Source organism: Paenibacillus ilasis (genome assembly GCF_043195395.1).
In the GTDB taxonomy this organism is placed as follows: domain Bacteria; phylum Bacillota; class Bacilli; order Paenibacillales; family Paenibacillaceae; genus Paenibacillus_AQ; species Paenibacillus_AQ lautus.
The window spans coordinates 652,662-678,821 of record NZ_JBHDJG010000002.1; the positions used below are offsets into that span (position 1 = coordinate 652,662).

Sequence of the window (26,160 nt, forward strand, 5' to 3'; positions counted from 1 at the left end):
TGCCGGCGAGCCCTGGGATGGCGCATTTTTATTGAGTATCGACGAGGCATCAACAGCTCAAGGCAATGCCCTCCTGTTATGGCGTAAAAAAGGATGTTCGTATTCACCCTTCAGGGAAATGTCCATGCTTATGCTCAGAAAAATCGAGCGATGGTCTTGAATTGGAACCATTGCTTGAATGATATATAGTAGAGTAGTAATTATAGGCTTCACAATCAAGGAGGGAAAGCGCTTGGATAACGCTGCTATGCTTGCCTATCTACGAAGCGTTGTGTTAATGAGGGATCGTATCCCTTCATTTCAGGAATACCCCTTTAATTTGCCGGCCGTAGCAGCTATGGACGGCCTTCATTTTCACCCGAAAGTTACTTATATTGTAGGCGAGAATGGCATGGGCAAATCCACACTGCTGGAGGGGATTGCCGCGGCCCTCGGCTTTAATCCGGAAGGAGGCACCATCAATTTCTCTTTTTCTACGGCGGAGACGCATTCTGTGCTGTATCAATATATCCGTACGGTTCGAGGAGTCCGGAAGCCGCGGGACGGCTTCTTTTTCAGGGCGGAAAGCTATTATAATGTGGCCTCCGAGGTCGATTCGCTGGGGCTTTGGCAGTCCTATGGCGGAAAGTCGCTGCATCATCAATCCCATGGGGAATCCTTCTTTGCGACGTTTCTGCACCGCTTCGGCGGCAAGGGGCTTTATATCATGGACGAGCCGGAAGCGGCGTTGTCCCCGTTTCGCCAAATGGCGCTGCTCAGACGCATCCATGACCTGGTCCAGGAAGACTCGCAGTTTATTATTTCCACGCATTCGCCGATTGTCATGGCCTATCCGGATTCCGTCATCTACAAGCTGACTTCCGAAGGGGTGGAAGAGTCGAGCTTGGAGGAAACGGATCATTATATGATCACGAAGGAATTTGTGAATCGCCGGGAAGCGATGCTTCATGAATTGTTTGCAGACGATGAGGATTAGCCATAATATAAGGGTTCCGAAGGCATAAGCTGCTTACCGGGGCCCTTTTTTGTATAGCGGAGGATTTAGATTAGGTGAATCCTTTTAGAGGACATACCTTGAGGGGATGTTTCTGAAAGGTGTTTTCTTAATGGATTAAAGCAGCTGGATTCCCTGTCATAAACTTTGAATCATCTAAGTAATTCGACGATAAATCATGAATTAAGCAGGGGATCCGGAAATGAAAACGTGAAAATGGTGTTTACAAGTTAGAATCATTGAACTAAAATAGAAGCCGAGGTGAAATGCCCTGGAGAACGGAAGCGAAGCAAGCGTGGAGAGACTCATGGATATGTATCGTGAGTTATCGGATAAAATGACGAGGCATCGGGTCGTATCTTTTTTGAGTCACTTGAGAAAGAACGATTTAACGATGAATCAGTATAAAATCTTAAGTTTGATCGAGCAGCAGGGTCCGCTGCTTCCCAACCGGTTGGCTGAGCTTATGGAGCTTAAGGCTGCAACGATCACGTATTTGGTGGACGCTCTGGGACAGCGGGGATTGGTGGTTCGAACGCCAAATCCCAGTGATGGACGCAGCCACTATGTCAATCTTACGGCAGAAGGCCGGCAGCTTGTGCTCGATGCGCGCAGCGAGGGGGATTATGCCGTCATGGAATCCTTCAAGCAGTTGGATGATGACGAGGCGGATAACCTATATATTTTACTGCGATTGCTTGGCAAAAAATTATTTCCATAACCTAAGACCATGCTCTTTCGAATCCCGCCTCCAGCTCTGTTAACCAGATCCGGGCGGGATTACTTTGTTTAGGAGGCTTCATGTGAATACACAAGATAAATCTTCATTTTGGCTTATTATGAGCGCTATCTTTTTCGGTAATTTTCTGGCGGTGCTCAGCATCACTACCATTAACGTGGCCTTTCCGGTGGTAATGGAGCAGTTCGATGCCACGCTGAGCACCACCCAATGGCTGATGGCCGGGTATCTGCTGGCAACGGGGATTGTGGCTCCTATCGTAGGTTACATGGGGGACCAGCTCAGTTATAAGAGGCTGTTTGTCCTCGCATTAATGGGTTTTACGCTCTCGTCGTTATTATGCGTCGTTGCTTGGAATATCGAGACCTTGATTGCGTTCCGGATTACGCAAGGCGTGTTCGGCGGGATGATTATCCCGATTACGATGACCATCATCTACCAGGTATTCCCCCGGGAGCGGCAAGCCTATGCCATGGGTCTATGGAGCCTGGCCTCCATGCTGGCACCGGTAATCGGACCGACACTTGGCGGATGGCTGGTGCAATATTTTGGATGGAAATCGATTTTCATTCTAAATATTCCGATCGGCCTGATCTCGATGGTCATCGTTAGCAAATTCATTCCATTTTACCGACTGACCGGGAAGAAGACATTCGATTTCCTCGGATTCTTGACGGTGGTGGCCGGCAGTACTCTTTTGCTGCTCTCCTTCAGCCATGGTAACGACTGGGGCTGGGGATCCTGGAAGACGCTGTCCCTGCTCCTCTCCGGTATCTTACTGCTGCTGTTCTTCATTAATTGGGAACTGCGGATTTCATCCCCGTTATTGCAGCTTAAAGTGTTTAAATTCCCCCGATTTCGGTACAGCTTAATCCTGAACTGCATCGTGACGATATCCCTGTATACGGGAACCTTGCTGGTGCCGCTCTATTTGCAGACCGTGCTGAAGCTGTCTCCGATGGATACCGGATTGATCATGCTGCCGGGCGCGATTGTCATGGCAGCTGCGTCGCCGATTATCGGAAAATTTTATGATCGGATCGGTCCGTTCCGGCTGGTGATCACGGGAGTTCTCATCATTGTGGCAGCCACGCTCGCTTTCAGCGGAATCGGCACCAACACGTCGGTTATGTACATTTCCTTGCTGCAGCTGGTTCGCTGCCTTGGCATAGCATTATGCAATATGCCGTTAACGAACGCAGCGATGAGCGCGGTGTCCAGCGAATATTCAGGTCACGCATCGTCCATCACGAACTGGGCCCGCCAAGGGCTCGCTTCGTTATCCATCGGCATATTCAGCGCGCTGGTGGTATCCAGAACGTCCTATTACATGGGCGCGGGGGCTTCGACCCAGCGTGCCGCGACAACGATGGGCATTGATGACGTGTTTATGATCGGAACGATGGTGGCGGTTATTGCCATACCTCTTACATTTTTGTTACGGGTCAAAAAGAAAAAATCGGCTCACCCTGTCGCGCTCTGACCCGGCGTTCGTCGGCCATGTGGAGAAGAGGATCCTTCGAGCTGTTGAAGCCTAGCGCAAGACAGGGTAACCCGAAAGGGATCAAGCGATTGGACGGGGTTGGTTGAACTCATCATTGGCGTTATGCGAAAACCCCAAGCATGGTCAAAAAGGACGTAAACCGATAAGAGAGCGGCTGAAGGGCTGCTCTCTTTTTTTGCTTTACGCCCGTCAATGGCTGGGACTAATTATGACAACGCTGTTCTTTTATTCCATTCGCGGTCTGTGGTAGGGTGAAGTATACGAATGCAGGTGGTAGGAGGAGCTTATGGAATTTATACGGAAGCTGTGGATTTTCGGTTATCATCAGGCCTTGTCCTGCATATTTCCGGTTATGATCTTCGGCGCGCTGGGACTGACCAAGGTGGTTGAGATTCCGGGTTTGCCGCGGTATGACCTCATCCTTCTCATATGCGTCTTGGCCCAAATCGGGATGCTGGTGAGCAAGCTGGAGACATGGGATGAGCTGAAGGTCATCTGCGTCTTTCACGTCATCGGTTTGATGCTGGAGCTGTATAAAGTGCATATGGGCTCGTGGTCTTACCCGGAGGAGGGCTGGAGCAAAATTGGCGGGGTCCCGCTGTACAGCGGCTTCATGTACGCCAGTGTAGCCAGTTATATATGCCAGGCTTGGCGTCGAATGAATTTGCGCATTACCGGCTGGCCGCTGCCTGTGCTGACCGTGTTGATCAGCGCAGCGATCTATGCCAATTTCTTTACCCATCACTACGTGTGGGATGCACGCTGGCTTCTCACGGCACTGTTATTCGTGATTTTCGGCAGAACCATGGTGTATTTTGACGTGGACGGGAAAACCTTGCGGATGCCGCTGGTGCTGTCGTTTCTGCTGATTGGCTTTTTCATCTGGATTGCTGAGAATATTTCCACATTTCTCGGAGCCTGGACTTATCCGGGTCAGGAGCGGACATGGAGTCTGGTGCATATCGGCAAAATCAGCTCGTGGTTTCTGCTGGTGGTGATCAGTGTCATCATTGTTGCCCAACTGAAGCATCTGAAGCAGGGCAGAGGACCGGCCAAAAACAATCCGAAGGGAACGGTCATGTGAATCCAGTTGGATTTGATCATTCATGCCAAATCATGTATCCTATGTTTAATTAGATTATGTAAAGCTAACGTTGCGACTCGAGCTGTAAAGCGAGCGATTTTTGCATGAACATGATGTTTAGCATAGATGAACCGCGCGAAGCAGAAGGGGGTATTCACATGAAAAAAAGATCATTGGCGTCTTTGGCAAAAGGCATGGGATACTCCACCGCTGTTTTCTTTGATCCGTCCGATTATGGGAGAAGTGTGTCCAAAATCGGATATTTAGCGATCAAGGATCCTTCCATTCGGTGACCGAATGAGGATGCAGTGGAATTGAACACCACAGGTCGCTTGCTTGTGGTTGCATAGATCGGCATGTACACCACAGGTGCGCTGTGGTGTTTTTTTGCGTTTCTAAATGATTCGAACAAAGGAGAGGTGTACCATGTTCATGCAAGGGAAACAGATTTATGTCAGGTCGGTAGAGGAATCGGATGTAGAGGCACTGCTGAAGCTTGAGCTGGATAACCGGGATTTTTTCCAACGGTTCACGGGCTTAAGAGGAGACGAATTCTACACCAGTGAAGGACAACTCGAACGGATTCGAAAGGCCCGGGAATCTAGCAAGGCGGATCAGGGGTATCTCTATGTGATTGGACTGCGGGACACCGGAGTGTTGATCGGCGAGATTATGCTGACCGAAGTGGTGCGGGGGAATCTGCAGAGCTGCTGGATCGGTTATTTTCTGGACCAAGACCATAACGGAAAGGGCTATATGACCGAGGCGGTTCAATTGGTAGTGAAGTTTGCCTTTCAGGAATTGAAGTTTCACCGGATTGAGGCCGGCGTGATGCCGCACAACCTGGGCTCGATCCAAGTGCTTTTGAAAGCCGGATTCCATAAGGAGGGCATTGCCAGGAAAAACGTAAAGATTAACGGAAAGTGGGAGGACCATCAGACGCTGGCTATTTTGAATGAAGCCGATGAGGAGCAGCGGTCTCCAATTCAGCGGTATAATCCGCCTGTTATCGCCCCGCCGATCGGGCCTTATACCCATGTAACCCAGGTTCCGAGAGGGGCCGGGCTGGTGGTCTTCTCCGGTCAGGTGGGAACCGATAGGGAGGGGAACTTGCCGGAAGATATGAAGCAGCAGGTGGAGAATACCTTGGCGAACATTGAGAGGTTATTGGCTGCGGAAGCGATGTCGGCGGATCATATCGTCAAAATCAACATTTGGGCAGCTCAGGAGGTCGACTGGGATCACTTCCACCAGGTATGGGAGAAATTCCACGGGGGGAAGGCGCCGGCCATGACGATGGCCTACGTGCCGGCACTGGCGATGCCGTCCATTCAGGTAGAGATCGAGGTATGGGCAGCCAAGGGGTAGCACTTATAAACCGTAAGTAAGAGAAATAGACTGTGGCCGATCATATGTAGTAATAAAAAAACCTCCGTGGATTCCTGTTAAGGGATCACGGAGGTTTGTGTGTTTATGGAGAGGAGCTTATAGATCGTCAAAACCGTTGTCGTCGCCAACTTTGCCGTAGTTACGGGATTTAGCTTCGAAGAAGTCGGTCTTCGTTGCGTTGAGGGCTTCATCGGAGAAAGGCTTGATCCACGGCATGCAGTTAACGTCCACGCCTTCGTAGGCTTTTTCCAGACCCATCATGGTGATGCGACGGTTTGCGATGTACTTGATGTAATCGCCCAATTCGTTCAGATCGATGCCGCGCACATTGCTGAGCGTGTAGTGGGCCCAGTTGGTTTCGAGCTCGACGGCACGGTCGATGGTGCGGTACAGGTAGTCGATGTTCTCTTTGGAGTTCAGCTCAGGGAAATCCTTGAGCAGCTGCTTGAACACTTCGGCGAAGAAGTAGCAGTGCTGGTTCTCATCACGCTGAATATAGGAGATCATCTGGCTGGTTGCCATCATCTTCTGGTCACGAGCCAAGTTGTAGAAGAAGGCAAACGTGCTGTAGAAGAAGATGCCTTCCAGGATCAGGTCCGCTACCATCGCTTCGAAGAAGGATTGCGGCGACGGATTGTCACGGAAGTTCTGGTAAATGTTCGAGATGAACTGGTTGCGCTCCAGAAGTACCGGATCATGCTTCCAGTATTCAAAGATTTCCTTCTGCTCTTGCTCCGACACGATGGAGGAAAGCACATAGGAATAGGATTGGTTGTGAACCACCTCTTGCTGACCGATGATGGCTGAGATGGCTTCGAGCGACGAATCGGTGAAATAACGCTTCACGTCACTTACAAACATCGTCTGCATGGAATCCAGAACAGCGAGCAGGGAGATATTGATCTTGAAGGTGCGCTGCTCTTCAGGGTCCAGGCGGGGGAATTGCTGCGCATCCTTGGACATCGGAATCTCGTCTGCGATCCAGTGGTTCAACAGCAGGACCTTATACAGCTTATACATATGAGGCATCCGAATGTCGTTCCAGTTCAAGATCCCGGAGCATTCACCTTCAATGACGCGAGTGGAACGGTTGGGTGCTTCGGTGTTAAATATCTTTTGCATTTGCATGCCGATTTTCTCTCCTTGTATATCATGATAGGGCGGCGAATAGGCAAAGCTGAGGGACAATTCCCAGCATATTCACGGGACGGGTATCCATCTCCAGCCGCTTGTTGTCCGCCCTTTGCCTGAATGTATTTTTAAGGTTGCAAAGGACTCCCAAATGCGGACGTAAACTCTTCCGATTGGATACCCTTACCCTTGTAGTCTTCTATTTAGAAAGCTTATCCACTCCTGCTATGCGGGGAACACCCGGATGCAGCCGTTTGATGCTTGTTTGCACCGCATGAGAGGCGATTCCCGAAGGGAGAGCGATCCACGCAGGCAGTAACTTAACAAAACGCACGAAGTAGCTCAGTAGTCCCGCACCGCATGAGAAGCGATTCCCAAGGGGAGAGCGATCCCAGCAGGCAGCAGCTCAATTAAACGCACGAAGTAACACATGGTCCCTGCACCGCATGAGAAGCGATTCCCAAGGGGAGAGCGATCCCAGCAGGCAGAAGCTCAACCAAACGCACGAAGTAACACATGGTCCCTGCACCGCATGAGAAGCGATTCCCAAGGGGAGAGCGATCCCAGCAGACAGCAGCTCAATTAAACGCACGAAGTAACTGGTGGTCCTTGCACCGCATGAGGAGCGACTCCCAAGGGGAGAGCGATCCCAGCAGGCAGCAGCTCAATCAATCGCACGAAGTAACTCATTAGCCTCCGCACTACATTCCAGCGTTCCCGAAGGGAGAAAGCGCTCCTAGCCACCAGAGTAACGTAGAAGCGCCTCATTCACACCATGCACACCTTGCGGGTGTCCAGAGGGCAGAGCCCTTGGGGCCCTCCCTTGGAAGGGAGGGTTTGGGTGGGTTCGAAATTAGGTCTATCGAAAGTTAGCTAGCACAGCTTTCGCACTCTTCAATCGTCAGCGCACGGCTGCGTACATAGTACGTGGACTTGATGCCGGCTTTCCAGGCATGCAGGTGCAGCTCCAGGAATTCCGAAGCCCGGATATCAGGGCGGACATACAGGTTAAAGCTTTGCGCCTGGTCAACGTGACGCTGACGGGCGGCAGCCATTTTGATGGACCAATGCTGGTCGATCAAGAAAGCCGTTTTATAGTACCAGATCGTTTTTTCGGACAGATCCGGAGCCGGGTTAGCCACTTTATAGGTGGTTTTTTCTTCATAAGAAAGAAGTTCGTACAATGGATCGATGCTCGCCGTGGAACCTGCGATGATCGATGTGGAGCCGTTCGGTGCGATGGCAAACAGCCATGCGTTACGGACGCCGTTCGCTTGTACTTCTTGCTGCAATTCGCGCCACTGTTCGGTGGTTACGAACTTGCCCTCATGCTCGCCGTCGGTGTAACCGCGGAACGTGAAGTACTCGCCACTCTCCCAGTCGGAGCCTTTGAATTTCGGATAATAGCCTTTTTCCTTAGCCAGCTCCATGCTGGATTTAACGAGCAGGTAGTTGATGTGCTCATACAGGTTGTCATTATAGGCAACGGCTTCGTCGGATTCCCAGCGGATGCCTTCCAGCGCCAGCAAGTGGTGCAGACCGAAGGTGCCGAGACCGACCGCACGATATTGACTGTTGGTATATTGAGCTTGCAGAACTTCAATATTGTTAATGTCGATGACGTTATCCAGCATGCGAACCTGGATTGGAACGAGACGCTCCAGCACACCGGCAGGTACAGCACGAGCCAAGTGGATGGAGTTCAGGTTGCAGACAACGAAATCGCCAGGGATTTTGGAAATGACGATCCGGGTTTGGCCGTCTTTCGTAACCAGCTCCTCTTGTTCAACGACTGTCGGAGATTGGTTCTGCATGATCTCCGTGCACAGGTTGGAAGAGTAGATCATGCCATGCGCAGAGTTCGGGTTTGCACGGTTGACCGTGTCGCGGTAAAACATGTACGGTGTACCCGTTTCAAGCTGGGATTTCATGATGCGCTTCATAATGTCGATGGCTTGTACCGTAATGCGCGGCAGCAGCGGGTTCGCCACGGCTTCAGCATACTTTTGACGGAATTCGCCTTCGCCTTGACCTTGATCATAGAAGTCTTCCAAGCCCAGCGGACGGCCGTTCTCGTCTTTCCAGCCCATGATTTTCTTCACTTCATGCGGACAGAACAGGCTCCACTCTTCACGTGCTTCTACAGCCTCCATGAACAGGTCAGGCAGACATACGCCGTGGAACACGTCATGTGCTCTCATGCGCTCGTCACCGTTGTTCAACTTCAGATCGAGGAAGGACAGGATGTCTTTGTGGAACACATCCAGGTAAACGGCGATGGCGCCTTTACGAGTTCCCAATTGGTCAACGCTAACAGCGGTGTTGTTCAACTGGCGAATCCAAGGGATAACGCCGGAGCTGGTGTTCTTGTGACCGCGGATGTCAGAGCCGCGTGCACGGACTTTACCGAGGTAGACCCCGATGCCGCCGCCCATTTTGCTGAGACGGGCAATATCCGTGTTGGAATCGAAGATTCCTTCCAGGGAGTCGTCCACGGTATCGATGAAGCAGCTGGAAAGCTGGCCGGCTACTTTTTTGCCTGCATTAGACATGGTCGGCGTAGCAGCCGTCATGTACAGGTTGCTCATGGCCCAGTAGGCTTCTTTGACAAGGTCAAGACGCTTGTCGGCAGGCTCGTTGTGCATGAGGAACATCGCGATGACCATATAGCGTTCTTGCGGAAGTTCCATGACGCGACCGTCAAAGTCGTTTGCCAGGTAACGCTCAGCCAGCGTCAACAGACCGATGTAATCAAACAGCAGATCGCGGCTTGGATCGATGCATTCGCCGAGCTCTTCGATTTGTTCTTTGGTGTAGCTGGTCAGAAGATCCTCGCGATAGATGCCTTTCTGTACAAGCTCCGTAATGAGCGGGTAGAAGGCACCGTACGGTTCCTCCGGATAGGCTTTGTATCGGCGGTTGGTGGCCGCTTTTTTATATAAAGAGGTCAGAAACGAACGCGCAGCTGCAAACTTCCAATTCGGTTCTTCCTTGGTTACAAGCTCAAGGGCGGACATCGTGAAGGCGCTGCTGATTTCTTCGCCGGTAACTTGCTCACCGCGCAATTTGGCATTGACGCCGCGAAGCAGACGCTCCTTATCGAGCATGTCCAATCCTTTTAGAGTCCGGTCGGCATAGACGGAGAGACGAATTTCATCAAAGGCGAGCTGACGGTTGTTCGGTTTAACTACGAGCTGGGGCATGAATAAATTCCTCGCTTTCTTCGGGGGAAATATGAAAAAGGACATCAAAAAAACATTTTCTAAAACCCGCGGGCAGGCTTGAAAATGTCCGTGCGCTGTGATTCGAAAATGACGTTTGCCATAAGCTCGTGAACGGGCAAGATGTTATGTACAGACGCAAGTTTAACGAACACTTACCTAAAACCCCGTAGGTTGGTGTCTATCTGTATATAGGCAGGTCTCCTGACTTGGGCTTTTTCCCTCGACATTCCCTTCCCCGGGACCTTGCTCCGGTTCCTCGGTGGCATATGTCGTATGGGGATGGCTGATGGTTCATAAACAGCCTAAGAGCCCTTACAGTGGCGGGACCGTGATGGATTTACACCATGCTTCCCTATTAAGCCGGACTGCCTTATAGGTTGATCCGGCACCTACATACACTATATTTGGTTGTTGTTAATCTAATTTAACCCAATATATTGTGTTTGTAAACCATATTCTTAAAATTGAACGCAAAAAGAATTATAGCAAACGAGCGGTCATTGTGCCAGTTAAGAAACTGCCAAAAGGCCATAACATTTCCTGAATTGTGACCAAATGCGACCTTTTCTGCGCTGATACCACGTATATTATCGTTTTGACAAAATAAGATGTATTCGTATGGACGAGACGAGGAAGGAACACCATATCTTGTGTGAAGTTAAGACTGACGGACTTTGATATGAAGGGCTAGAATTGATATGATAACTGTATCCGGAAGTTTAAAGCATTCCATAACAGATGAGATGGGAACGAGGGAGGTTTTAAAAGATGGCTATAGCGGAGGTAACGGTGATTCCGATCGGAACCGCAACAACGAGTTTGAGCTCTTATGTTGCCGAGATGCAGCGTATATTGAAACAGCAGGATGGAATATCCTATGAGCTGACTTCGATGAGTACTATCATCGAGGGAGAGCTCAGCATGATCTGGCGGGCAATTGAGGCTTTGCATGAAGCGCCTTTTCTGTCCGGTGCCCAGCGCGTATCGACTTCCGTGAAGATCGACGACCGCAGGGACCAAGTTTCCTCGAGCAAACAGAAGATCCAGTCCGTGCAGGAGAAGTTAGGCGGGTAATGCCGCCATTTTCGGAGGATATTTCCGTAAGAATAGGGCTTGCATTTTGTTGCTGAAGTATTATAATAATTTTTGTTGTTTCGTGAGGAATAACATCGAACCACATTTGCTGGTGTAGCTCAGGGGTAGAGCAACGCACTCGTAATGCGTAGGTCGGGGGTTCAATTCCCTTCACCAGCATCTTCATAAAGTCAATCATGGCGCGGCTTTCCGAGTTTTCGGAATCGCGCCATTTTTGTTATTTATTCCGTTCTTCTACCATTTTTCTACCCTTTAGTCTGATGAAGTGTTGTTTTCACCGTCGGTAGGATCACTTTTGTTCTCGATCAAAGCGTCAAATTCCTTGCCGAGTATAGAATCGCCGATATTTTCAGTACTGCTTCCCGTAAGACTTAACTTTAACCACACTCATGTACAATAATGATTTGATATATTATCATTACCATTATAATACTCCTAAGTAAAGGAATGAGACTGGTGGAAAAAAAGAATCTCCCCTCTACGCAACGTGAATTATCCATTCGAAGTGAGACTATTCAACGGCTCTACAACTTTTATCAAAATGAGCTATTTATAGTTAATAGAAGATATCAACGAAAACTAATATGGACCATTGATGAAAAAAGAAAGTTTATTGATTCTATAATAAAAGGGTATCCAGTTCCTTTGTTACTCCTTGCTGATTCGGTTTATGATCAAATTTCAGTTTTTGAAATTATTGATGGAATGCAAAGGTTAAATGCAATTATGTCCTTCATTGAGGGGGAATTCGATTACGAAAATAAGTACTTTGATCTTGAGACAATGGTTGAATCGAAATCTCTTCTTGATAAAGGCATGTTGAAGCAAAAGGAACCAATACTTGAAAGAGATGTATGTGAAGCATTAGCAAGTTATGTTTTGCCGTTATCAGTATATTCATTTAACGATGAGAGTAAAGTGGACGAAATCTTTATACGAATAAATAGTTATGGGAAACATTTGTCCAGACAAGAATTGAGATCAGCAGGTACTCTTGGTATTTTCAATGATCTAGTACGCAGGATAGCGGCTGAAATAAGAACGGATGTTTCATCAGGAAACATACTTAATTTAAATAAAATGAAAGAAATAAGTATCACTAGCACTGGCTTGGATTACGGAATACCAGTAGAGGATATCTTTTGGGTAAATAACAACGTTCTAACTAAAGAGATGGTAAGGGAAGCACGTGATGAGGAACTGATCTCTGATATTTTAGCTGCAATGGCCTTTCCCGATGTTCCACCGTCTAGTTCGGTAATTTCTGATCAATACTACGGGTTAAAGGAGGGGGAAAGATCTTTTGAATTGGAATTGCAGTTGAGAAAATTTGGAACTGATAAGTTGGAAGAACAATTTATTAATATTTATGATGAGATAAGAGCCGTTCTTCGCATAAGTTCTACTACATTTAGGGAATTAGTTTTTGGTGATCCCGCACAAAGATTACCAAGATATTTCCAAGTGATTTTTTTAGCTTTTCATAAATTATTAATAAAAGAGAACAAACAAATAGTAAGTTATACTGAATTAGAACGGAAACTAGATGGCATTGCATCGCATATATCAATACCAGAGGGTGGAAACTGGAGTGCTTCAAACAAAAATGACAATATAAATGCAATTGCTGGTATTTTACAAAGTTGTTTTAAAGATCGTGACACAACTAATCCAACTAGTCATAAGTGGATTACTGAATTTGAGTCCTTGTTAATGCAATCCAAGACAGAACAGACTCTTTATGATTTTAAACAGGGTTTTACAATATTAGATGGTTCTAATATATTTGATGAAGTTAGTTTCTCGAAAATAATGAAAACACTAACTGCAATGGCTAATAACGGTCGTCGTGTTACGGGATATGTTTGTGTAGGTGTCTCTGATAAAATTTCTGACGGTCAGAGAGTAAAGGAAATTTATGGTGTTGAGCCTATGAATTATAGGGGCTTCAGCATTACTGGTATTGGACATGAAGCGAAACTTCTAAGAAAAGATCTTGACTCTTTTTTTAGATGGATCACTCAAGAAATAAAAAAACAGCCCATTACTGAAGAAGCTAAGGATATTATAATGCGTAATGTTCGGGTGATAAATTATTTTGATAAAGATATCATTATTTTTACCGTGCATTCAGGCCAAACAGCAATGATTTATGGCGGTAAGTATTACTCCCGTCATGGGGCCAATGTGGCCGAAGTTCAAGCTATCGATTATCCTAAATTTTTTAATAGATTTAATTAGTTTGGAATATGACCTATATGTGACCGATTTTTGGCCGTACTGTGACCGATCATTGGACATTCCTTGATTTTAATAAACGATGGATTGCTTTAAATCCATCGTTTTGTTATATCAAATTTAGATAAGGTGTTGATCTATATGGCTAACAATAATGATGATATTTTACGACTTATAAATGACCAAAAAGATCAAATTGTAAAGCTAGCAGATAGAGTTCAAAGACTTGAGATGCTTGTGAACAAATTGGGGCTTTTAGCAAAATTTCCAACCCAGTATATTCCTATTATGACTTCATCGTAATGGGTTAACTCCTCGTCCGCAGTTGAAAAAATTTCACTGCTATTTTCCTTGCTATCTCAGAAATTTAAAAATCAAGAGATTGATCCTAAATTCAAAAAATGTAATGATTACCCCACCGAATTCTTATTTGTGGATGAAGAAATCAAGTTTATCGACGTCAGCAGGGCAATAAGAGGTATCATTTTTTCGGATACCGTTAATGAAGTTGGTGACGATGATTTATACTCATTTGAATTAATCAAAGTTATGTTTGGGCAGCGACTACACGTGGAAGTTTGCGCTTACCTGATGTCCAAAACTGGAATAAAAAATGAATGGAATTAGGAATAGTATACTAAGAAGTCGAAAAAAGTGAGCAAAAACAAGATTTGTCTGGCTGAGACTGTCAAATTGCCACTAAAATCAAAAATGATCCTTTTGACATTAAATTACGGGTCTCAGTAAAATGGTCTTGTTCTTCCTCTCTAGTTACTAAGTACAAATGCTTTTAAAGCAAAGAGCGCAGCGTTTTGCAGCGGCCGGCACGGTCTCCATTCTTTCAAAAGCGTAATGTGAATGTCAAAAATCGTAATAAAATCACAGAAATGCGTACATAAATCGAAAGCAGTCGTTCCTTTCTGGAACGGCTTTTTTATTCCTCGAAGGAGTGTGATGATATATGAAATGGATTGAATGGTTGGTTGAAGTGACAGCGGGTACCTCACCACGAAATCGGGAGGAACGACGACATGGCCGGAAACGTAATAGGCTGAAGCGACCACAATATAAGCCGAGAGAGCCGAGTAAATGTAAAGGTGTCTTTGGGATGAGTGGACCGGTACAAAGCAGTTCTGCAGTAGACGCCCATGCGTAAAGAAGGGGAATCCTTCCTAATGTCGAAATTTGTTTTATTGAAGATATAGGAAAGGTGGTGGGGTCGATTTACACTTTAGACGCTGTACATATAAAATAGATCTTGATGATGTAAGTCCTTTCGCGTTCGGTCTTACATTTGGATCACTCACATTGTTGAACTTAATACTGAGTCTTTTAATAAAGTTTTTGCCAAAGAAGCAAAGCGATAAAGTAGTAGACAGTATGCCTTTTTTAATTATTGGTACAATAATTGTAATTGTTATTATAGGTGTTATCTTTGATAGATAGATCGTAATTGGTTTATACAATCGATGTAGAATTGAATTTAGAGAATGTTTGCTCTCAAACGACAAAATCAGAGCCGATTTAAGGCATCCGACATCGATTACGGGTGAATGGAGGAACAGGTCAGGAAAACAGCAGAGAAGGGGCATAGCGTTGGCGTATGCTTCTATTTGTCTTTTGACTACATTCCAAAACCAATTCAACACAAGCAGAGGCTCATTTGATTATATTATTGTTATAAACCCTCAGGGGAAGCAGTCCCCTTTGGGTGAAATCAATCTGATTTTTCAGAGTTGAGCCACACGACAATCATTACACTCATTACAAAAATTCGAGGTGAAAGAATTGGTTATACATGAAGGGGGAGCAGGGCATTAAAGCGGCTCCTTTCTAACGTCGACGGCGCGGCTTCCCGTTTTTTCGGGGCCGCGCTGTTTTTGTGATCATTGCTAAAGATAGTTTTAAATTCGCCTCCAAGAATGAATTTCCCGTAGCTTTTATATATTGATCAACCTTAGCAGTAGCAACTCAAAAATCTCTGGCAGAAAAACTCAGAATAAAAGCGAGCAGGAGCACTGCAAGCGCCGGGAATCATCCCGGCGCTTGCGCATGCGTCTAGCTAGGGTAAGAAATCTTTTTTCTCCAGTGCATGGTCGACGATACGAATTTCGCTGATCCATCCGTTAAATACGCCGTCCAGCTTATTGGCATACTGGCTCGCGCCGATAATCCACGGTTTGCCGATCGTGGCAATGCCCCGCGGCTTCGTGTCGGGATTGCGCAATACTTCCACGCCGTCGATATACATCTTCGTTGATTGCCCGTCGTTGACCAGCGCGATATGGTGCCAGCTGTCGTCCATTTCCCAGGACCAACTCGTTTGCTCGCTTCCATAATTGAGCGGGAAGGACGCCCATTGAATTTCACGTAAGCTTGAGACAGCCAACGTTGCTAGCGGAGCCTCGGCGTCGCCTTCTTTCTTGCCAACGTCCTGTCCGGTGCCGTACCGGCCCAGAATGCCCATCCAGGAATGCTTGTCGGCGTCAAAATCAGGCCCGATCTTCACGACCGCTTCAATCGTATATCCGTTCGGGAATGTCAATGCATTGATAGGTGCTTGATCGGACGTTTGCAAATACGAGCCTTTCTCTTCCGATTTGTTGTTGAAGAAGCGAATGCCCGAATTGCTTTGCGGATTTTGCGCATTTCCTTTGTACCAGACCAAATCGCCTGGCTTGGCGTCGCCTTCGTCGATACGGTACAAATCGTTGCCTTTTCCGGAAAGATCTTTGACCGCTGCTCCCTTGCCTGCCACAGCTTGCCCTTCAGCGGCCGAACGGTTGTCCATTTGCCAGTAAGCGACTGTACCTTCTACTTTCGGTACTTCTTTATTGACAGAAATGATGGGCTGAAATCCGGAGAACCGTTCTTCAAAATCCATCGCGACTGTAAAATCGTTAAAATCGTCTACTAATCTCTCCTCATCGAACGGGGTTCTTTGTTTCTCCGGCATTCCCATAACCCATGGGGAGAAGGAGGATGTATGAATGCGGTTTTTCTCCATATCGAATTCAAATGTTCGTAACATTCCGTTGCCGCCATGGAAGGCGCTCTGATAATCAACGACCATCATAACGACGTCGTGACCTTTGTTATTTTTCTTGATCGTGTGAGCATAACCATGATGATGACCGTTCACGGTGAGGAAGATTTGATCGTTCTTCGCGATCAGCTTGTCCCATAGAAATTGCCCGTGATCTGTCATGACGGCTGATTTTTTGTCGTTGGAAATGTTCAGCAGTTGGTGAGTGAACACCGTGACCGGGTACGTTGGATGTTTGTCGATTGCTTTTTGAGCCCACTTCAACGTCTCTTCGGACGCTCTCCAATCCAGGAAGAGTGCCATGTACTTTTTCCCGGCACCATCAAAAATATAGTAGGAATTAAATCCATTCTCAGAATGGCCGGTAAAACCCGGAATGTTCTTCATCCGGTCTGTCGAAAAATAGTTCAAAAACGGTTCCTTGGCCAAATCCCGCTCGTTGTCGTATTGCTGCGAGTTGAGCACGTCATGGTTTCCTGCCAAAAAACCGTACGAAAGCTTGGCTTTATCAAGTACTTTCATCGCTTCGTCGGCGTTGCGCCATTCGTAATCTTCATCAGCACGATCGACCAAATCTCCTAAATGTGCGGTGAAAACAATATTTTGTTTTTGCGCGTTCTTTGCAATCCAATTCGTTTGCGACAGCCAAAGCTCGTTTTTGTAGCGCGCATACTTTTGCGTATCCGGCAGTATGGCCATCTTGAAGCTATTGTCGATATCTGGGGAAGCGGCCGGACTTGCGGACGCTTCGAAACCGGACAGCAGTGCCGCAATCATCGTGACCGGCAACAGCAGCGCGAGTATTTTCTTGAATTTCTTCTTCATTTTGTCATATCCCTTCATCGATGTAATGGGTTGCGATAGGGACATTGTACGGAATGTGTGTTACCAGGATGTTAGGAGAGAAACCACTTTGTGTAAAGTGTGAATCATGGTCTGTGCTGATTGAATTTTCATTGGCAGTCAGCTGTCTGTCGCTTCCGGTGCGGACCCATCGGCAGTATATCGATCTCGGGAAACGGCGAGGATCTGGACAAACCGCCATATAAAAGATGCTCAAAGAACTATAACTAGAATTCCAGCCACGAATAAAATGGATCCCAGAATCAGCAGAGGAAGTCCGCTGGATTTGATATATTGAATGTAGTCCGAACCTGGTTCAGACTCGTACTTTATTCTCCAGATTCTATATAAGGAACCCCATGTGGGTTTGCGTATTCGCAATAAACCACGTATAAGAAACACGACAGCAAACACGATAAGTACAAAACCAGACATATAATCCGCCCCTCACCAAAGGCTCAATGAAAATAAAGTGGTATTCATCCCGATTCATTCGGATTGCCATTTCTTCGGAATATCTGAATATGAATAGACCAAGCCAGGTATGAATGGCACCGACGAACATGGTAAACCGTAGAATCAATCCCTTACACGACAATACGCAAATTTCAATTTCGGGGTTCTATTAAATGTAAAACAAGAGGCTTGTGCCTATGCTCAAAAGGTGACTTGAAACTGTATCTAGGCCCTTCAATATAGGCTCAAGCAAACACCGAATGCACCAGAGTGGAGTATCTTATATATTATACTCGTCCTTGCAGTAGGACTTACAGTTGCTTGCCTAATATAAGCGTGGAAGCATTAGTGGAAGGAATTGCTGCAGTTGCCTTCGCTGTAATGGATCACCTGGCTATTCAACAACCTACAAAGGCGGTGAATGATCGTGAAAAAGGTTTGGATTGACGCAGGACATGGCGGGAAGGATTCCGGAGCAACCGGAAACGGCCTACAGGAGAAGGAAATCGTGTTAGCCGTATCTCTTGCTGTGAAGAAACGATTGGAAGCTGAATATGGCGATGTCCAAGTACTACTCTCCCGGTCTTCAGATGTGTTCCTTGAATTAGCCGAGCGGACTCGTAAGGCAAACGCCGCTGATGCCGATATCCTAGTTAGCATCCATTGTAACGCGGGTGGCGGTGCCGGGGGCTTTGAGTCATATCGATATACCTCGGCAAACTCGGGTTCGGTAAAATTGCAGAATGTTATTCATACGGAGGTCATGAGTGCCATTAAACCCTTTGGAGTCATCGATCGGGGAGAGAAGGCCGCTAACTTGCATATGGTCCGTGAATCTAAGATGCCTGCTGTCTTAACCGAAAGCTTGTTTATCGATGTGGCGGCTGATGCAGCCAAGCTTAAACGGCAGGACGTTATGGATTCTATTGTGCTCGGACATGTGAATGGCATTGCTAAGTATTTGGGGCTTCAGAAGAAAGAGGGGGCTGTTACGGTGGAGGAAAAAGTAAATGTCATCGTAAACGGGAAGCAGATCGCGGATGGCAAGCTTGAGCATGGCGTGACCTATGTGCCGCTTCGGGCCATCGGTGAGGCATTAGGTGTCAAGGTGGTCTGGGATAACAAGACCAAGACGGCAACAGTTACAACCGAATAAACACACCCGATTATTTTGAGATAGGAAGGAATAGTTCTCCTCCAGGTACATGCAAACCATCCTTTGGTGGGGGGAGTATATTTTGTGCCCCATCGAACAATTTATGTCCCTTTAATCATAATTTAAGCTCCCATTAATATTCGGAGTTTATGATAAAAGCACCCCTTAAAAAATATATCAGAAGCCCCTCTAACATTCGGTTAGAGGGGCTTCTTTGGTTATCTTCCCTCGCCTGTGCAAAAAGGCGGATCTTGGTTTGAATATTTAGAGTCCCAGCCATTTCGTGATATAAGCGGATACGGCTAGCTCCTGAAAATCCTGCCAGCTGCGAAATGGGGTATGTTCAACGATAAATGGATTAATCGTATGTCCTTGTATGAATTCGTCAAACTCTTCATCTGTGCTTCCCTCATAACCTGCAGCTTTCAGCAAGTGACCGATCGAAGAAAACTTGGTATGTCTTTGAATAAATGATTCCGAGAACAGTTCTTCCACGGGCACTTCTTGTTTCATGTCCGAGAGCCTTGCGGCATTTTCGCGAATTTCTGATAGCTTCTCTTCATCCAGTCCGTCTAATCCACTGATCCCAGTATTCATTATGCCCACCTCCAAAAAGTTGCACGTCACTCTATTATACATATACGAGTATGCTGAATTATCGGATTCGCTTTTTTTTGAAGCAGGTATTGACTTGCTAGATTTATATAGGAAGAAAAGATGGAAATTCCCTAAAAAATGCTTTAAATCTTGCATAAGACAAAATGTCGAAATGTTAAGAAAATAATAGAAAAATCATATATGGTATGGTAATGTGGTATATATTACCTACACGGAGGTCAGTAAATGAGAACAAAGTTTGGTTTTATTTTGATGATTTGTGCATTTTTAGTTATTTCGGCATGCGGAAATAATCCTAGTAGCAGCGACTCGGCCAAGCAGAACGAAAGTGCAAATGCAGCTGGGGAGACTGTTAAGGATGAGCCGAGCAAAGAAGCAACAACAGAGCCAGCCAAAGAGGAGCCAAAAGAGGAACCAAAAGAGGAACCAAAAGAGGAACCAAAAGAGGAACCAAAAGAGGAACCAAAAGAGGAACCAAAAGAGGTTTCTAACAAACCTGGAGAAAAATTCACCTTAGGTGATTGGGAAGTTGTGCTAGATTCGTTTGAGTTTGATCAAAAAGTAAGCGCAGATATGTTTTCGTCAAGTGCTGATGAAGGCAACAAGTTCCTTATTCTAAATTACACGGTCACCAATAATGGTAAAGAGGCAAAGGATTTCACATCCATAATTGGTGGCGTAAGTATGAAAGCCATATTCAAAGAGGAATATGAGTATAACTATACGGTAACCATGATCGATGGGGATCTGGGAACAGGCAGCATCAAGCCTTTGGCTAAGAAATCCGGATTTGTTGTCATAGAAGTACCCGATAGCGTAGCTGATTCTAAAGAAAGCTTGGTAATCAAGCTTGAAGATCAGGACAAGGCACAAATCACATTACGATAACAACGAGAGAATGACCAACGCTATATTCTAGCACAATAAACGAACGCCAGCTCTGCATAGATGCAGAAGTTAGGCGTTCGTTTGCTTTTTTTACTTGCATATTATAATTATTCTTTACCTAGGAATGACTGTGGATTTCATGTAGACTGGTAATGATTTACTGCCGCCACGCCTTGCTAAATGGGGAATGGAGGTCCGTATATACTTGCTTGCATATGGGGGTGGGCACTGTGCCCAAACAAGAAAAGGTTTCAATGTCATGGCTGCTGCGGTATTTGAAACCGGTTAAAGGGCGGCTGATACTGCTACTCGTGATGCTGCTGACGTCGACAGGCTTGCAGCTTCTGAATCCGCAGATTGTCAAACGGTTTATTGACACGGCAGCCGAAGGCGGCGTTATAGCCACGCTGATTCAGCTGGCGGGTTTGTTTCTGGTCGTGGCTGTCTTTAACCAGCTGATTACCGTAGCTGTCAGCTATATGGGGAACGATATTTCATGGCGCGCGACCAACCGGCTTCGCGGCGATCTCTTGAAGCATTGCTTGCGGCTGGATATGCGATTTCATAATGTGAAAACGCCAGGCGAGATGATTGAACGGGTTGACGGCGACGTGACGAATATTTCGAATTTTTTCGCGATGTTCATCGTGCAGGTCATCGGAAGTTTTGTGCTGCTTGCCGGCATACTAGGATTTATGTTCACGGTGAATCTGCCGATTGCGATCGTCATGACGGTGTTTACACTGCTGTCCATTTTGTTCATGGTGTTCATCCGGAATATGGGTGTCAATTCTTCGAAGAATGAACGGGAAGCCAGCGCTTCGCTGTTTGGCTTAATTGAGGAACGCATCGCCGGCATTGAGGATGTACAGGCGAACGGCAATGTGCCGTATGTGATGAATCGGTTTCACCGCATGATGCGCAGCGTTTTCCTGAAAGGCAGAAAAGCCTGGATGCTCCGCGTCGTCCCTTGGAACACCACGGTGATTCTGTTTGCTCTTGCGGTTACGGCTGTCCTGTTACTAGGAGTTCGCTATTATTTGATCGGTGAAATTACGCTGGGGACCCTGTTCTTAATCTATCAATATACGCAGATGCTGAATGACCCGATCGAGATGCTGGGTGACCAGGTGCAGGAGTTCCAAAAAGCAAAATCCGGCATGCTGCGCTCCAGAGAGCTGCTGTCCAATAAGAGCGAGATTGTGGACGGAGAACAAGAAGAGCTCCCGGAAGGAGCGCTCGGTTTGGAATTTGAGGGCGTCAACTTCAGTTATAACGAAGATAAACCGGTGTTAAAAGACATCAACTTTGAAGTCAAACCAGGCGAACGCCTGGGCATTATCGGACGTACCGGCAGCGGAAAGTCGAGTCTCAGCCGTATTCTGCTTCGATTGTATAACATCGACAGCGGTGTGATTCGCGTTGGGGGGACGGATATTACGAAGCTGAAGCTGCCTGCGCTTTACCGCCGGGTGGGAATGGTCACGCAGGATGTGCAGCTGTTTGATGGCTCGCTGCGTGACAACCTGACGCTGTTCGATCATGGCGTGTCGGATGCGTTCATTCTGGAAACGACGGAGCGCTTGGGGCTTCGGCAATGGATCGATGCGCAGCCGGAAGGTCTGGATACGCATTTGACCACAGGCGGAGCATCGCTATCCGCGGGGGAAGCGCAGCTATTCGCTTTAACCCGGGTATTTTTGACGCAGCCGAGCCTGGTGATTCTGGATGAACCGTCTTCACGCCTAGACGCCGCAACGGAAGCGATGCTGCAGTTAGCCGTGGATCAGCTGATGAGCCGCTGTACAGGCATCATCATCGCGCACCGGCTGGCTACGCTGGAGCAGGTGGATAAAATTATGGTGCTGGGTGACGGGCGAATGTTGGAATTCGGCGCACGGGAAGCACTTGCACAAGATCCGGCATCTCATTATGCCAGGCTGCTGAGCACGGGCAGAGAGGAGGAACTGGCATGACCATCACGGGTTTTATAGGGCGCCTCTTTCGATTCAGGCCTTCATTATTTTTAATCAACGGTCTGTTGTGGTGCGTATTTCATTCCTTGCCGCTATTGATCGGGCTTGGAATGCAGTGGTTTTTTGACCGGGCCACAGCAAGCTCCACGGATTATGTGTGGCTGGCCGTACCCTTGATTTTTATTGCCGTTGTAAGGGTTGCGCGGGTAGGGACATTCTTTGCGGCCTTCTATCAATGGGTAACGTATATTTACCACATTCAGGCCATTCTGCGCACGAACATGCTGGCCGGGATCATGCGCTGGCCGGGGCGGAATTTGCCGGCTTCTCCAGGGGAGGCGATGAGCCGCTTCCGCGATGACGTGGATGAAGTTGTGGAATACGTGGAATCCTGGGTGGATTTCTGGGGACGCCTCGTCTTTGCGCTTGTGTCCGTTGCCATTATGGCGAGCATTAACTGGAAGATCATGCTGGTGGCTGTGCTGCCGCTCGTGGTGGTCACGCTCCTGAACAATTTGTCCGGCAACCGCGCGCGTCGTTACGGGCTAAAGAACCGGGAAGCTACGGGGCGCATTACCAGCTTTATCGCGGAAACCTTCGGTGCGGTTCAAGCCTTGAAGCTCGGGCAGGCCGAGGATCATGTTCATGAGCGCTTCATGAAGCTGAACGAAGACCGTCGGCAGGCGGCGCTGAAGGATAATCTGTTCAAACAATGGATGCGATCCTTGAATCAGCATGTGCTCAGCATCTGTACGGGACTGATTCTGTTGATGTGCGCTGCTGAAATGCAGGCCGGGCATTTTACCGTCGGCGATTTCGCTTTGTTTACGTCTTATCTGGCCAATATCGGCTTCAGCATTTCCTTATTCGGTTATATGGTATTCCAGCACAAGCGGCTGAAGGTTTCCTTTGACCGGATGCGCTCGCTGTTTCGCCCTGGCGAGGAAGACCGGATTATTGAGGCACGGGAAACGTATCTGAACGAAGAGCCGCCGGAACTGCCCGTCATGCACAGAGAACCGGGGGAGAAGCTGAAGGAGCTGGAGGTCAAGCATTTATCGTACCATTATCCGAATTCGGATAATGGTATATCGGATATTAACTTCCGCTTGGAACGCGGCAAGTTTCTGGTGGTGACCGGACGAATCGGGGCGGGGAAATCAACGCTTGTCCGGACGTTGCTGGGACTGCTGCCGAAACAGGGAGGGACGATCCGCTGGAACGGGGAAGAGGTGGATCCGGCAACCTTCCTTATGCCTCCAAGGGCGGCATATACCCCGCAGGTTCCGCGACTGTTTAGCGATCCATTGCGAGAGAACATCGTGCAAGGGAAGAAAGAGCGGACCGAGGAAGCACTGGACCGGGCTGTTCGTCTGGCCGTCATGGAGAAGGATATCGAGCATCTGGATCAGGGACTGGAGACGTTTGTCGGTCCGAGGGGCGTCATGCTGTCGGGCGGACAAATCCAGCGGGCGGCTACGGCACGCATGCTGATCACGGGTGCGGATTTATTCATTTTTGATGATCTGTCCAGCGCGCTGGACGTGGAGACGGAGCAGCTGGTATGGGATGGGTTGTTCAAGGAGCGGGACGTCACTTGCATCGCGGTATCGCATCGCAGGGCAGCCCTTTCGAAGGCCGATCATATCATCGTCATGAAGGATGGCCGGATCGAAGCGGAGGGCAGCTTGTCTGAGCTGCTCGCCACGAGCGAAGAGATGCAGCTGTTATGGCAGGGCGAGCAGTCCGCTGTCGAGGCTCAGGCCGTCGTAGAGGACGGAGCTGAGGTTAGCAAGGTATAACATCAAGTTTGGTTTGGAATTGGGGATGTTAGAACAGGTTTCGAGCAAGGCAGCTTCCGTTGGTGTGGAGGCTGTCTTTTTTTGTATAATATACATGGAAAATAATGGGTCAATCATTCTGATGTACTGGGGGGAGTTCTATGTGAAGAATCGCAAGTTCTTGGTAACCTACGGTTATAACCTGGACCATAGCAATATCGATCACCTGGTGTCAGATCGCCTGTCCCGCCATAAGGGCTGGATTCAGAAGGATTACTTCGATCCGGTGCTGCACCAAGGGGCTGCGTTTATTCTAAACTACCAGATCATCGACACGAATGTTGCCAGAGTCTCGCAGCGGTATTACTTGGATGATTTCCACGTCACGGAAGCCCAACTGCAAGGCTTTCTTTACTCGCTAAACAAGCTGAAGGGCACGCATGTGTTGTGCAATCCCACGAAGCAGGGACATCACTGGACCGTGATCGACGAAATCGAGTACAGTTGTTATGCCTATCAGACATTGGATGGAAGGGATCTCCGTTTTATAGAATACAATAACGATACCAGGGCGGATGCCAACATGAAGAAGGGGATACCCCGGATTCCCGAGCATCAGCGTTACCTAACCTTTCCCTCAGACTGCAGTCAAGAAGAGAAGGATCGGCGGTTGACCGATTGGTTCAAAGGGACAATAGAAGCGGGGAGGCAGCAGCCTTAAGAGCCACCGCCATTCATATTGGATACTCACTGCGTATTTCCTCCACCCGGGAATACGCAGATTTGTGCTGCGTCTGCTCATCGTCAAACCTATCGCAAATTCCATTTCGCAGATTCTATTATTTTGCTTGCGAGAATAAGGATATAAATACAAGCCGATCGATAGGCTCGAGGAATAGGATGTAGAAGATGAATGGAAAGGTGGGTTTACCATGGAATGGAGCGTCATTTTTCAATTGATTGACCCGCGGCTCTTCATGGTCGTTGCTGCCTGTTGGGTAATCGGATATGTGCTGAAGCAAACGCCCAAGGTTCCGAATTGGAGCATTGTATATCTGGTTATGGTCGTATCGATTCTGCTCACAACCGGCTTGATCGGGTGGAGTGTGGAAAATATCATTCAAGGCATACTCGCAGGGGCGTTCGCGGTATTCGGGCATCAGGCCGTTAAACAAACGGCGGAGGCGATTGCGATTAGAAAGAAGTAAGAATGACTGAAGGGCCCAGGATCATTTTTGTTTAAACCGAACTTTACCTGGCACACTTACGCTTGAGCCTGTTACTCTTAGATTCATGAGATAATTTAAGGGAGCGTGAAGATTTGCAGAGGAAAACGTTGACGGTTGAGGCACTGCCTGGGTTTGAGCCGGAGATCGGCCGCTGGATATGGGGGCTGGAGGACGTACGCCGAACGATATTGAAACGGCTGGAAGGGGTCCGCCATGAACATTTGAATCATAGGGCAGACGGCCGACAGTCCATCGGCTCGCTGTTGTACCATATTGCTCTCATTGAAGCGGACTGGCTGTACGTCGAGGTGCTTGAATCCGATTGGGACCCGAAAATAAAGGCATGTTTTCCCTGGGATCACCGTACCGAGGATAACCATCTTTCTGAAGTGCCGGATCAGTCACTGGATGAACATCTTCACCGCATGCAGAGGGTACGTCATGAATTGCTTGCCCATTTCAAAGGCATGGACCTCTCGGACTGGAGGAGAGTCAGACAACTGGAACCGTACGATGTGACGCCGGAATGGGTCATCTATCATCTGATTGAGCATGAGTCCCATCATCGGGGACAGATATTTCAGCTGTTAAGAGAATTGGAGCAAGTTTAAGGATCGATGGTCCACTCAGAAGAGACTTGGGCCTCTGCAGCTAAAGCCGGAGCCCTTTGAGGCCACTGCTATAAGCGTTATAATTGCCCGGGGCAGGGAGCATTCCTTGCTCTTTTTTGTATATCCTGCAACGATTCAGCTTGTCAAAACGTAATAAG

Annotated in this window: 20 protein-coding genes, 1 tRNA gene and 1 riboswitch; of the genes, 17 read left to right on the top strand and 4 right to left on the bottom strand. The window is 47.6% G+C overall.

What is annotated here, in order from left to right; all coding sequences use genetic code 11:
- Positions 1-232 precede the first annotated feature (232 nt).
- The 6 genes from ACETK5_RS23055 to ACETK5_RS23080 all read left to right on the top strand — a co-directional run bounded on the left by ACETK5_RS23055 (position 233) and on the right by ACETK5_RS23080 (position 5,689).
- Positions 233-976, top strand: a complete 744-nt coding sequence (locus tag ACETK5_RS23055; RefSeq protein ID WP_394058087.1) for an AAA family ATPase — start codon at positions 233-235, stop codon at positions 974-976.
- A gap of 313 nt (positions 977-1,289) precedes the next feature.
- A complete protein-coding gene (locus ACETK5_RS23060) occupies positions 1,290-1,715 on the top strand; it encodes a MarR family winged helix-turn-helix transcriptional regulator (protein ID WP_394058088.1) in 426 nt (141 codons plus the stop codon).
- An 82-nt stretch (positions 1,716-1,797) separates the two neighbouring features.
- Entirely contained in the window at positions 1,798-3,216 is a 1,419-nt protein-coding gene (locus tag ACETK5_RS23065; RefSeq protein WP_100540029.1) for an MDR family MFS transporter, read from the top strand.
- 307 nt (positions 3,217-3,523) lie between these two features.
- Positions 3,524-4,321: a DUF817 domain-containing protein gene (locus tag ACETK5_RS23070; RefSeq protein ID WP_394058091.1), complete on the top strand. Its 798-nt coding sequence runs from the start codon at positions 3,524-3,526 to the stop codon at positions 4,319-4,321.
- A 158-nt stretch (positions 4,322-4,479) separates the two neighbouring features.
- Positions 4,480-4,614, top strand: a complete 135-nt coding sequence (locus ACETK5_RS23075; RefSeq protein WP_326111352.1) for a hypothetical protein — start codon at positions 4,480-4,482, stop codon at positions 4,612-4,614.
- A gap of 133 nt (positions 4,615-4,747) precedes the next feature.
- On the top strand, positions 4,748-5,689 hold the full coding sequence (locus ACETK5_RS23080; RefSeq protein ID WP_394058093.1) for a GNAT family N-acetyltransferase: 942 nt from the start codon (positions 4,748-4,750) through the stop codon (positions 5,687-5,689).
- Between the two features lie 117 nt (positions 5,690-5,806).
- Here the strand turns inward: ACETK5_RS23080 and ACETK5_RS23085 are convergent, their stop codons facing one another.
- Positions 5,807-6,838 carry a ribonucleotide-diphosphate reductase subunit beta gene (locus ACETK5_RS23085; RefSeq protein ID WP_100540032.1) on the bottom strand — a complete coding sequence of 344 codons (1,032 nt, stop codon included), beginning with the start codon at positions 6,836-6,838 and terminating at the stop codon, positions 5,807-5,809.
- A gap of 872 nt (positions 6,839-7,710) precedes the next feature.
- Positions 7,711-10,044 (bottom strand): ribonucleoside-diphosphate reductase subunit alpha, encoded by a 2,334-nt coding sequence (locus ACETK5_RS23090; protein ID WP_394058094.1) that lies wholly within the window; start codon positions 10,042-10,044, stop codon positions 7,711-7,713.
- Between the two features lie 195 nt (positions 10,045-10,239).
- A riboswitch (cobalamin riboswitch) is annotated at positions 10,240-10,473 on the bottom strand.
- A 360-nt stretch (positions 10,474-10,833) separates the two neighbouring features.
- Here ACETK5_RS23090 and ACETK5_RS23095 point away from each other — a divergent pair.
- The 4 genes from ACETK5_RS23095 (at position 10,834) to ACETK5_RS23110 (ending at position 13,701) form a co-directional block, all read left to right on the top strand.
- Positions 10,834-11,139, top strand: a complete 306-nt coding sequence (locus tag ACETK5_RS23095; protein WP_100540034.1) for an MTH1187 family thiamine-binding protein — start codon at positions 10,834-10,836, stop codon at positions 11,137-11,139.
- A 108-nt stretch (positions 11,140-11,247) separates the two neighbouring features.
- A tRNA-Thr gene (locus ACETK5_RS23100) sits at positions 11,248-11,319 on the top strand.
- Positions 11,320-11,616: 297 nt separating this feature from the next.
- Positions 11,617-13,401: a GmrSD restriction endonuclease domain-containing protein gene (locus tag ACETK5_RS23105; RefSeq protein WP_394058096.1), complete on the top strand. Its 1,785-nt coding sequence runs from the start codon at positions 11,617-11,619 to the stop codon at positions 13,399-13,401.
- A 138-nt stretch (positions 13,402-13,539) separates the two neighbouring features.
- Entirely contained in the window at positions 13,540-13,701 is a 162-nt protein-coding gene (locus ACETK5_RS23110) for a hypothetical protein (protein WP_394058098.1), read from the top strand.
- Positions 13,702-15,460: 1,759 nt separating this feature from the next.
- Here the strand turns inward: ACETK5_RS23110 and ACETK5_RS23115 are convergent.
- Positions 15,461-17,269 (bottom strand): laminin G domain-containing metallophosphoesterase family protein, encoded by a 1,809-nt coding sequence (locus tag ACETK5_RS23115; RefSeq protein ID WP_394058100.1) that lies wholly within the window; start codon positions 17,267-17,269, stop codon positions 15,461-15,463.
- 901 nt (positions 17,270-18,170) lie between these two features.
- Here ACETK5_RS23115 and ACETK5_RS23120 point away from each other — a divergent pair.
- On the top strand, positions 18,171-18,899 hold the full coding sequence (locus ACETK5_RS23120; RefSeq protein WP_394058102.1) for an N-acetylmuramoyl-L-alanine amidase: 729 nt from the start codon (positions 18,171-18,173) through the stop codon (positions 18,897-18,899).
- A gap of 264 nt (positions 18,900-19,163) precedes the next feature.
- Here ACETK5_RS23120 and ACETK5_RS23125 read toward each other — a convergent pair whose 3' ends face one another.
- A complete protein-coding gene (locus tag ACETK5_RS23125; protein ID WP_071222114.1) occupies positions 19,164-19,496 on the bottom strand; it encodes a hypothetical protein in 333 nt (110 codons plus the stop codon).
- 246 nt (positions 19,497-19,742) lie between these two features.
- On the opposite strand from ACETK5_RS23125, the gene ACETK5_RS23130 reads away from it, so the two are divergent.
- The 6 genes from ACETK5_RS23130 (at position 19,743) to ACETK5_RS23155 (ending at position 26,002) form a co-directional block, all read left to right on the top strand.
- A complete protein-coding gene (locus ACETK5_RS23130) occupies positions 19,743-20,405 on the top strand; it encodes a DUF4352 domain-containing protein (RefSeq protein WP_394058103.1) in 663 nt (220 codons plus the stop codon).
- 230 nt (positions 20,406-20,635) lie between these two features.
- A complete protein-coding gene (locus ACETK5_RS23135; RefSeq protein WP_100540037.1) occupies positions 20,636-22,381 on the top strand; it encodes an ABC transporter ATP-binding protein in 1,746 nt (581 codons plus the stop codon).
- Entirely contained in the window at positions 22,378-24,183 is a 1,806-nt protein-coding gene (locus ACETK5_RS23140; protein ID WP_394058106.1) for an ABC transporter ATP-binding protein, read from the top strand. The genes ACETK5_RS23135 and ACETK5_RS23140 overlap by 4 nt, the downstream gene beginning before the upstream one ends.
- Before the next feature lie 142 nt (positions 24,184-24,325).
- Entirely contained in the window at positions 24,326-24,883 is a 558-nt protein-coding gene (locus ACETK5_RS23145) for a hypothetical protein (RefSeq protein ID WP_394058107.1), read from the top strand.
- Positions 24,884-25,094: 211 nt separating this feature from the next.
- Positions 25,095-25,370 carry a phage holin family protein gene (locus tag ACETK5_RS23150; RefSeq protein WP_100540040.1) on the top strand — a complete coding sequence of 92 codons (276 nt, stop codon included), beginning with the start codon at positions 25,095-25,097 and terminating at the stop codon, positions 25,368-25,370.
- 113 nt (positions 25,371-25,483) lie between these two features.
- Positions 25,484-26,002 carry a DinB family protein gene (locus ACETK5_RS23155; RefSeq protein ID WP_394058109.1) on the top strand — a complete coding sequence of 173 codons (519 nt, stop codon included), beginning with the start codon at positions 25,484-25,486 and terminating at the stop codon, positions 26,000-26,002.
- The last annotated feature ends 158 nt before the right edge of the window (positions 26,003-26,160 follow it).

Bases quoted from the DNA above. Each gene is read 5' to 3' on its own strand.
- ACETK5_RS23080 (WP_394058093.1), top strand. From the start codon at position 4,748: ATGTTCATGCAAGGGAAACAGATTTATGTCAGGTCGGTAGAGGAATCG.
- ACETK5_RS23115 (WP_394058100.1), bottom strand. From the start codon at position 17,269: ATGAAGAAGAAATTCAAGAAAATACTCGCGCTGCTGTTGCCGGTCACG.
- ACETK5_RS23090 (WP_394058094.1), bottom strand. From the start codon at position 10,044: ATGCCCCAGCTCGTAGTTAAACCGAACAACCGTCAGCTCGCCTTTGAT.
- ACETK5_RS23150 (WP_100540040.1), top strand. From the start codon at position 25,095: ATGGAATGGAGCGTCATTTTTCAATTGATTGACCCGCGGCTCTTCATG.
- ACETK5_RS23125 (WP_071222114.1), bottom strand. From the start codon at position 19,496: ATGAATACTGGGATCAGTGGATTAGACGGACTGGATGAAGAGAAGCTA.
- ACETK5_RS23130 (WP_394058103.1), top strand. From the start codon at position 19,743: ATGAGAACAAAGTTTGGTTTTATTTTGATGATTTGTGCATTTTTAGTT.
- ACETK5_RS23140 (WP_394058106.1), top strand. From the start codon at position 22,378: ATGACCATCACGGGTTTTATAGGGCGCCTCTTTCGATTCAGGCCTTCA.
- ACETK5_RS23075 (WP_326111352.1), top strand. From the start codon at position 4,480: ATGAAAAAAAGATCATTGGCGTCTTTGGCAAAAGGCATGGGATACTCC.
- ACETK5_RS23085 (WP_100540032.1), bottom strand. From the start codon at position 6,838: ATGCAAATGCAAAAGATATTTAACACCGAAGCACCCAACCGTTCCACT.
- ACETK5_RS23095 (WP_100540034.1), top strand. From the start codon at position 10,834: ATGGCTATAGCGGAGGTAACGGTGATTCCGATCGGAACCGCAACAACG.
- ACETK5_RS23110 (WP_394058098.1), top strand. From the start codon at position 13,540: ATGGCTAACAATAATGATGATATTTTACGACTTATAAATGACCAAAAA.
- ACETK5_RS23070 (WP_394058091.1), top strand. From the start codon at position 3,524: ATGGAATTTATACGGAAGCTGTGGATTTTCGGTTATCATCAGGCCTTG.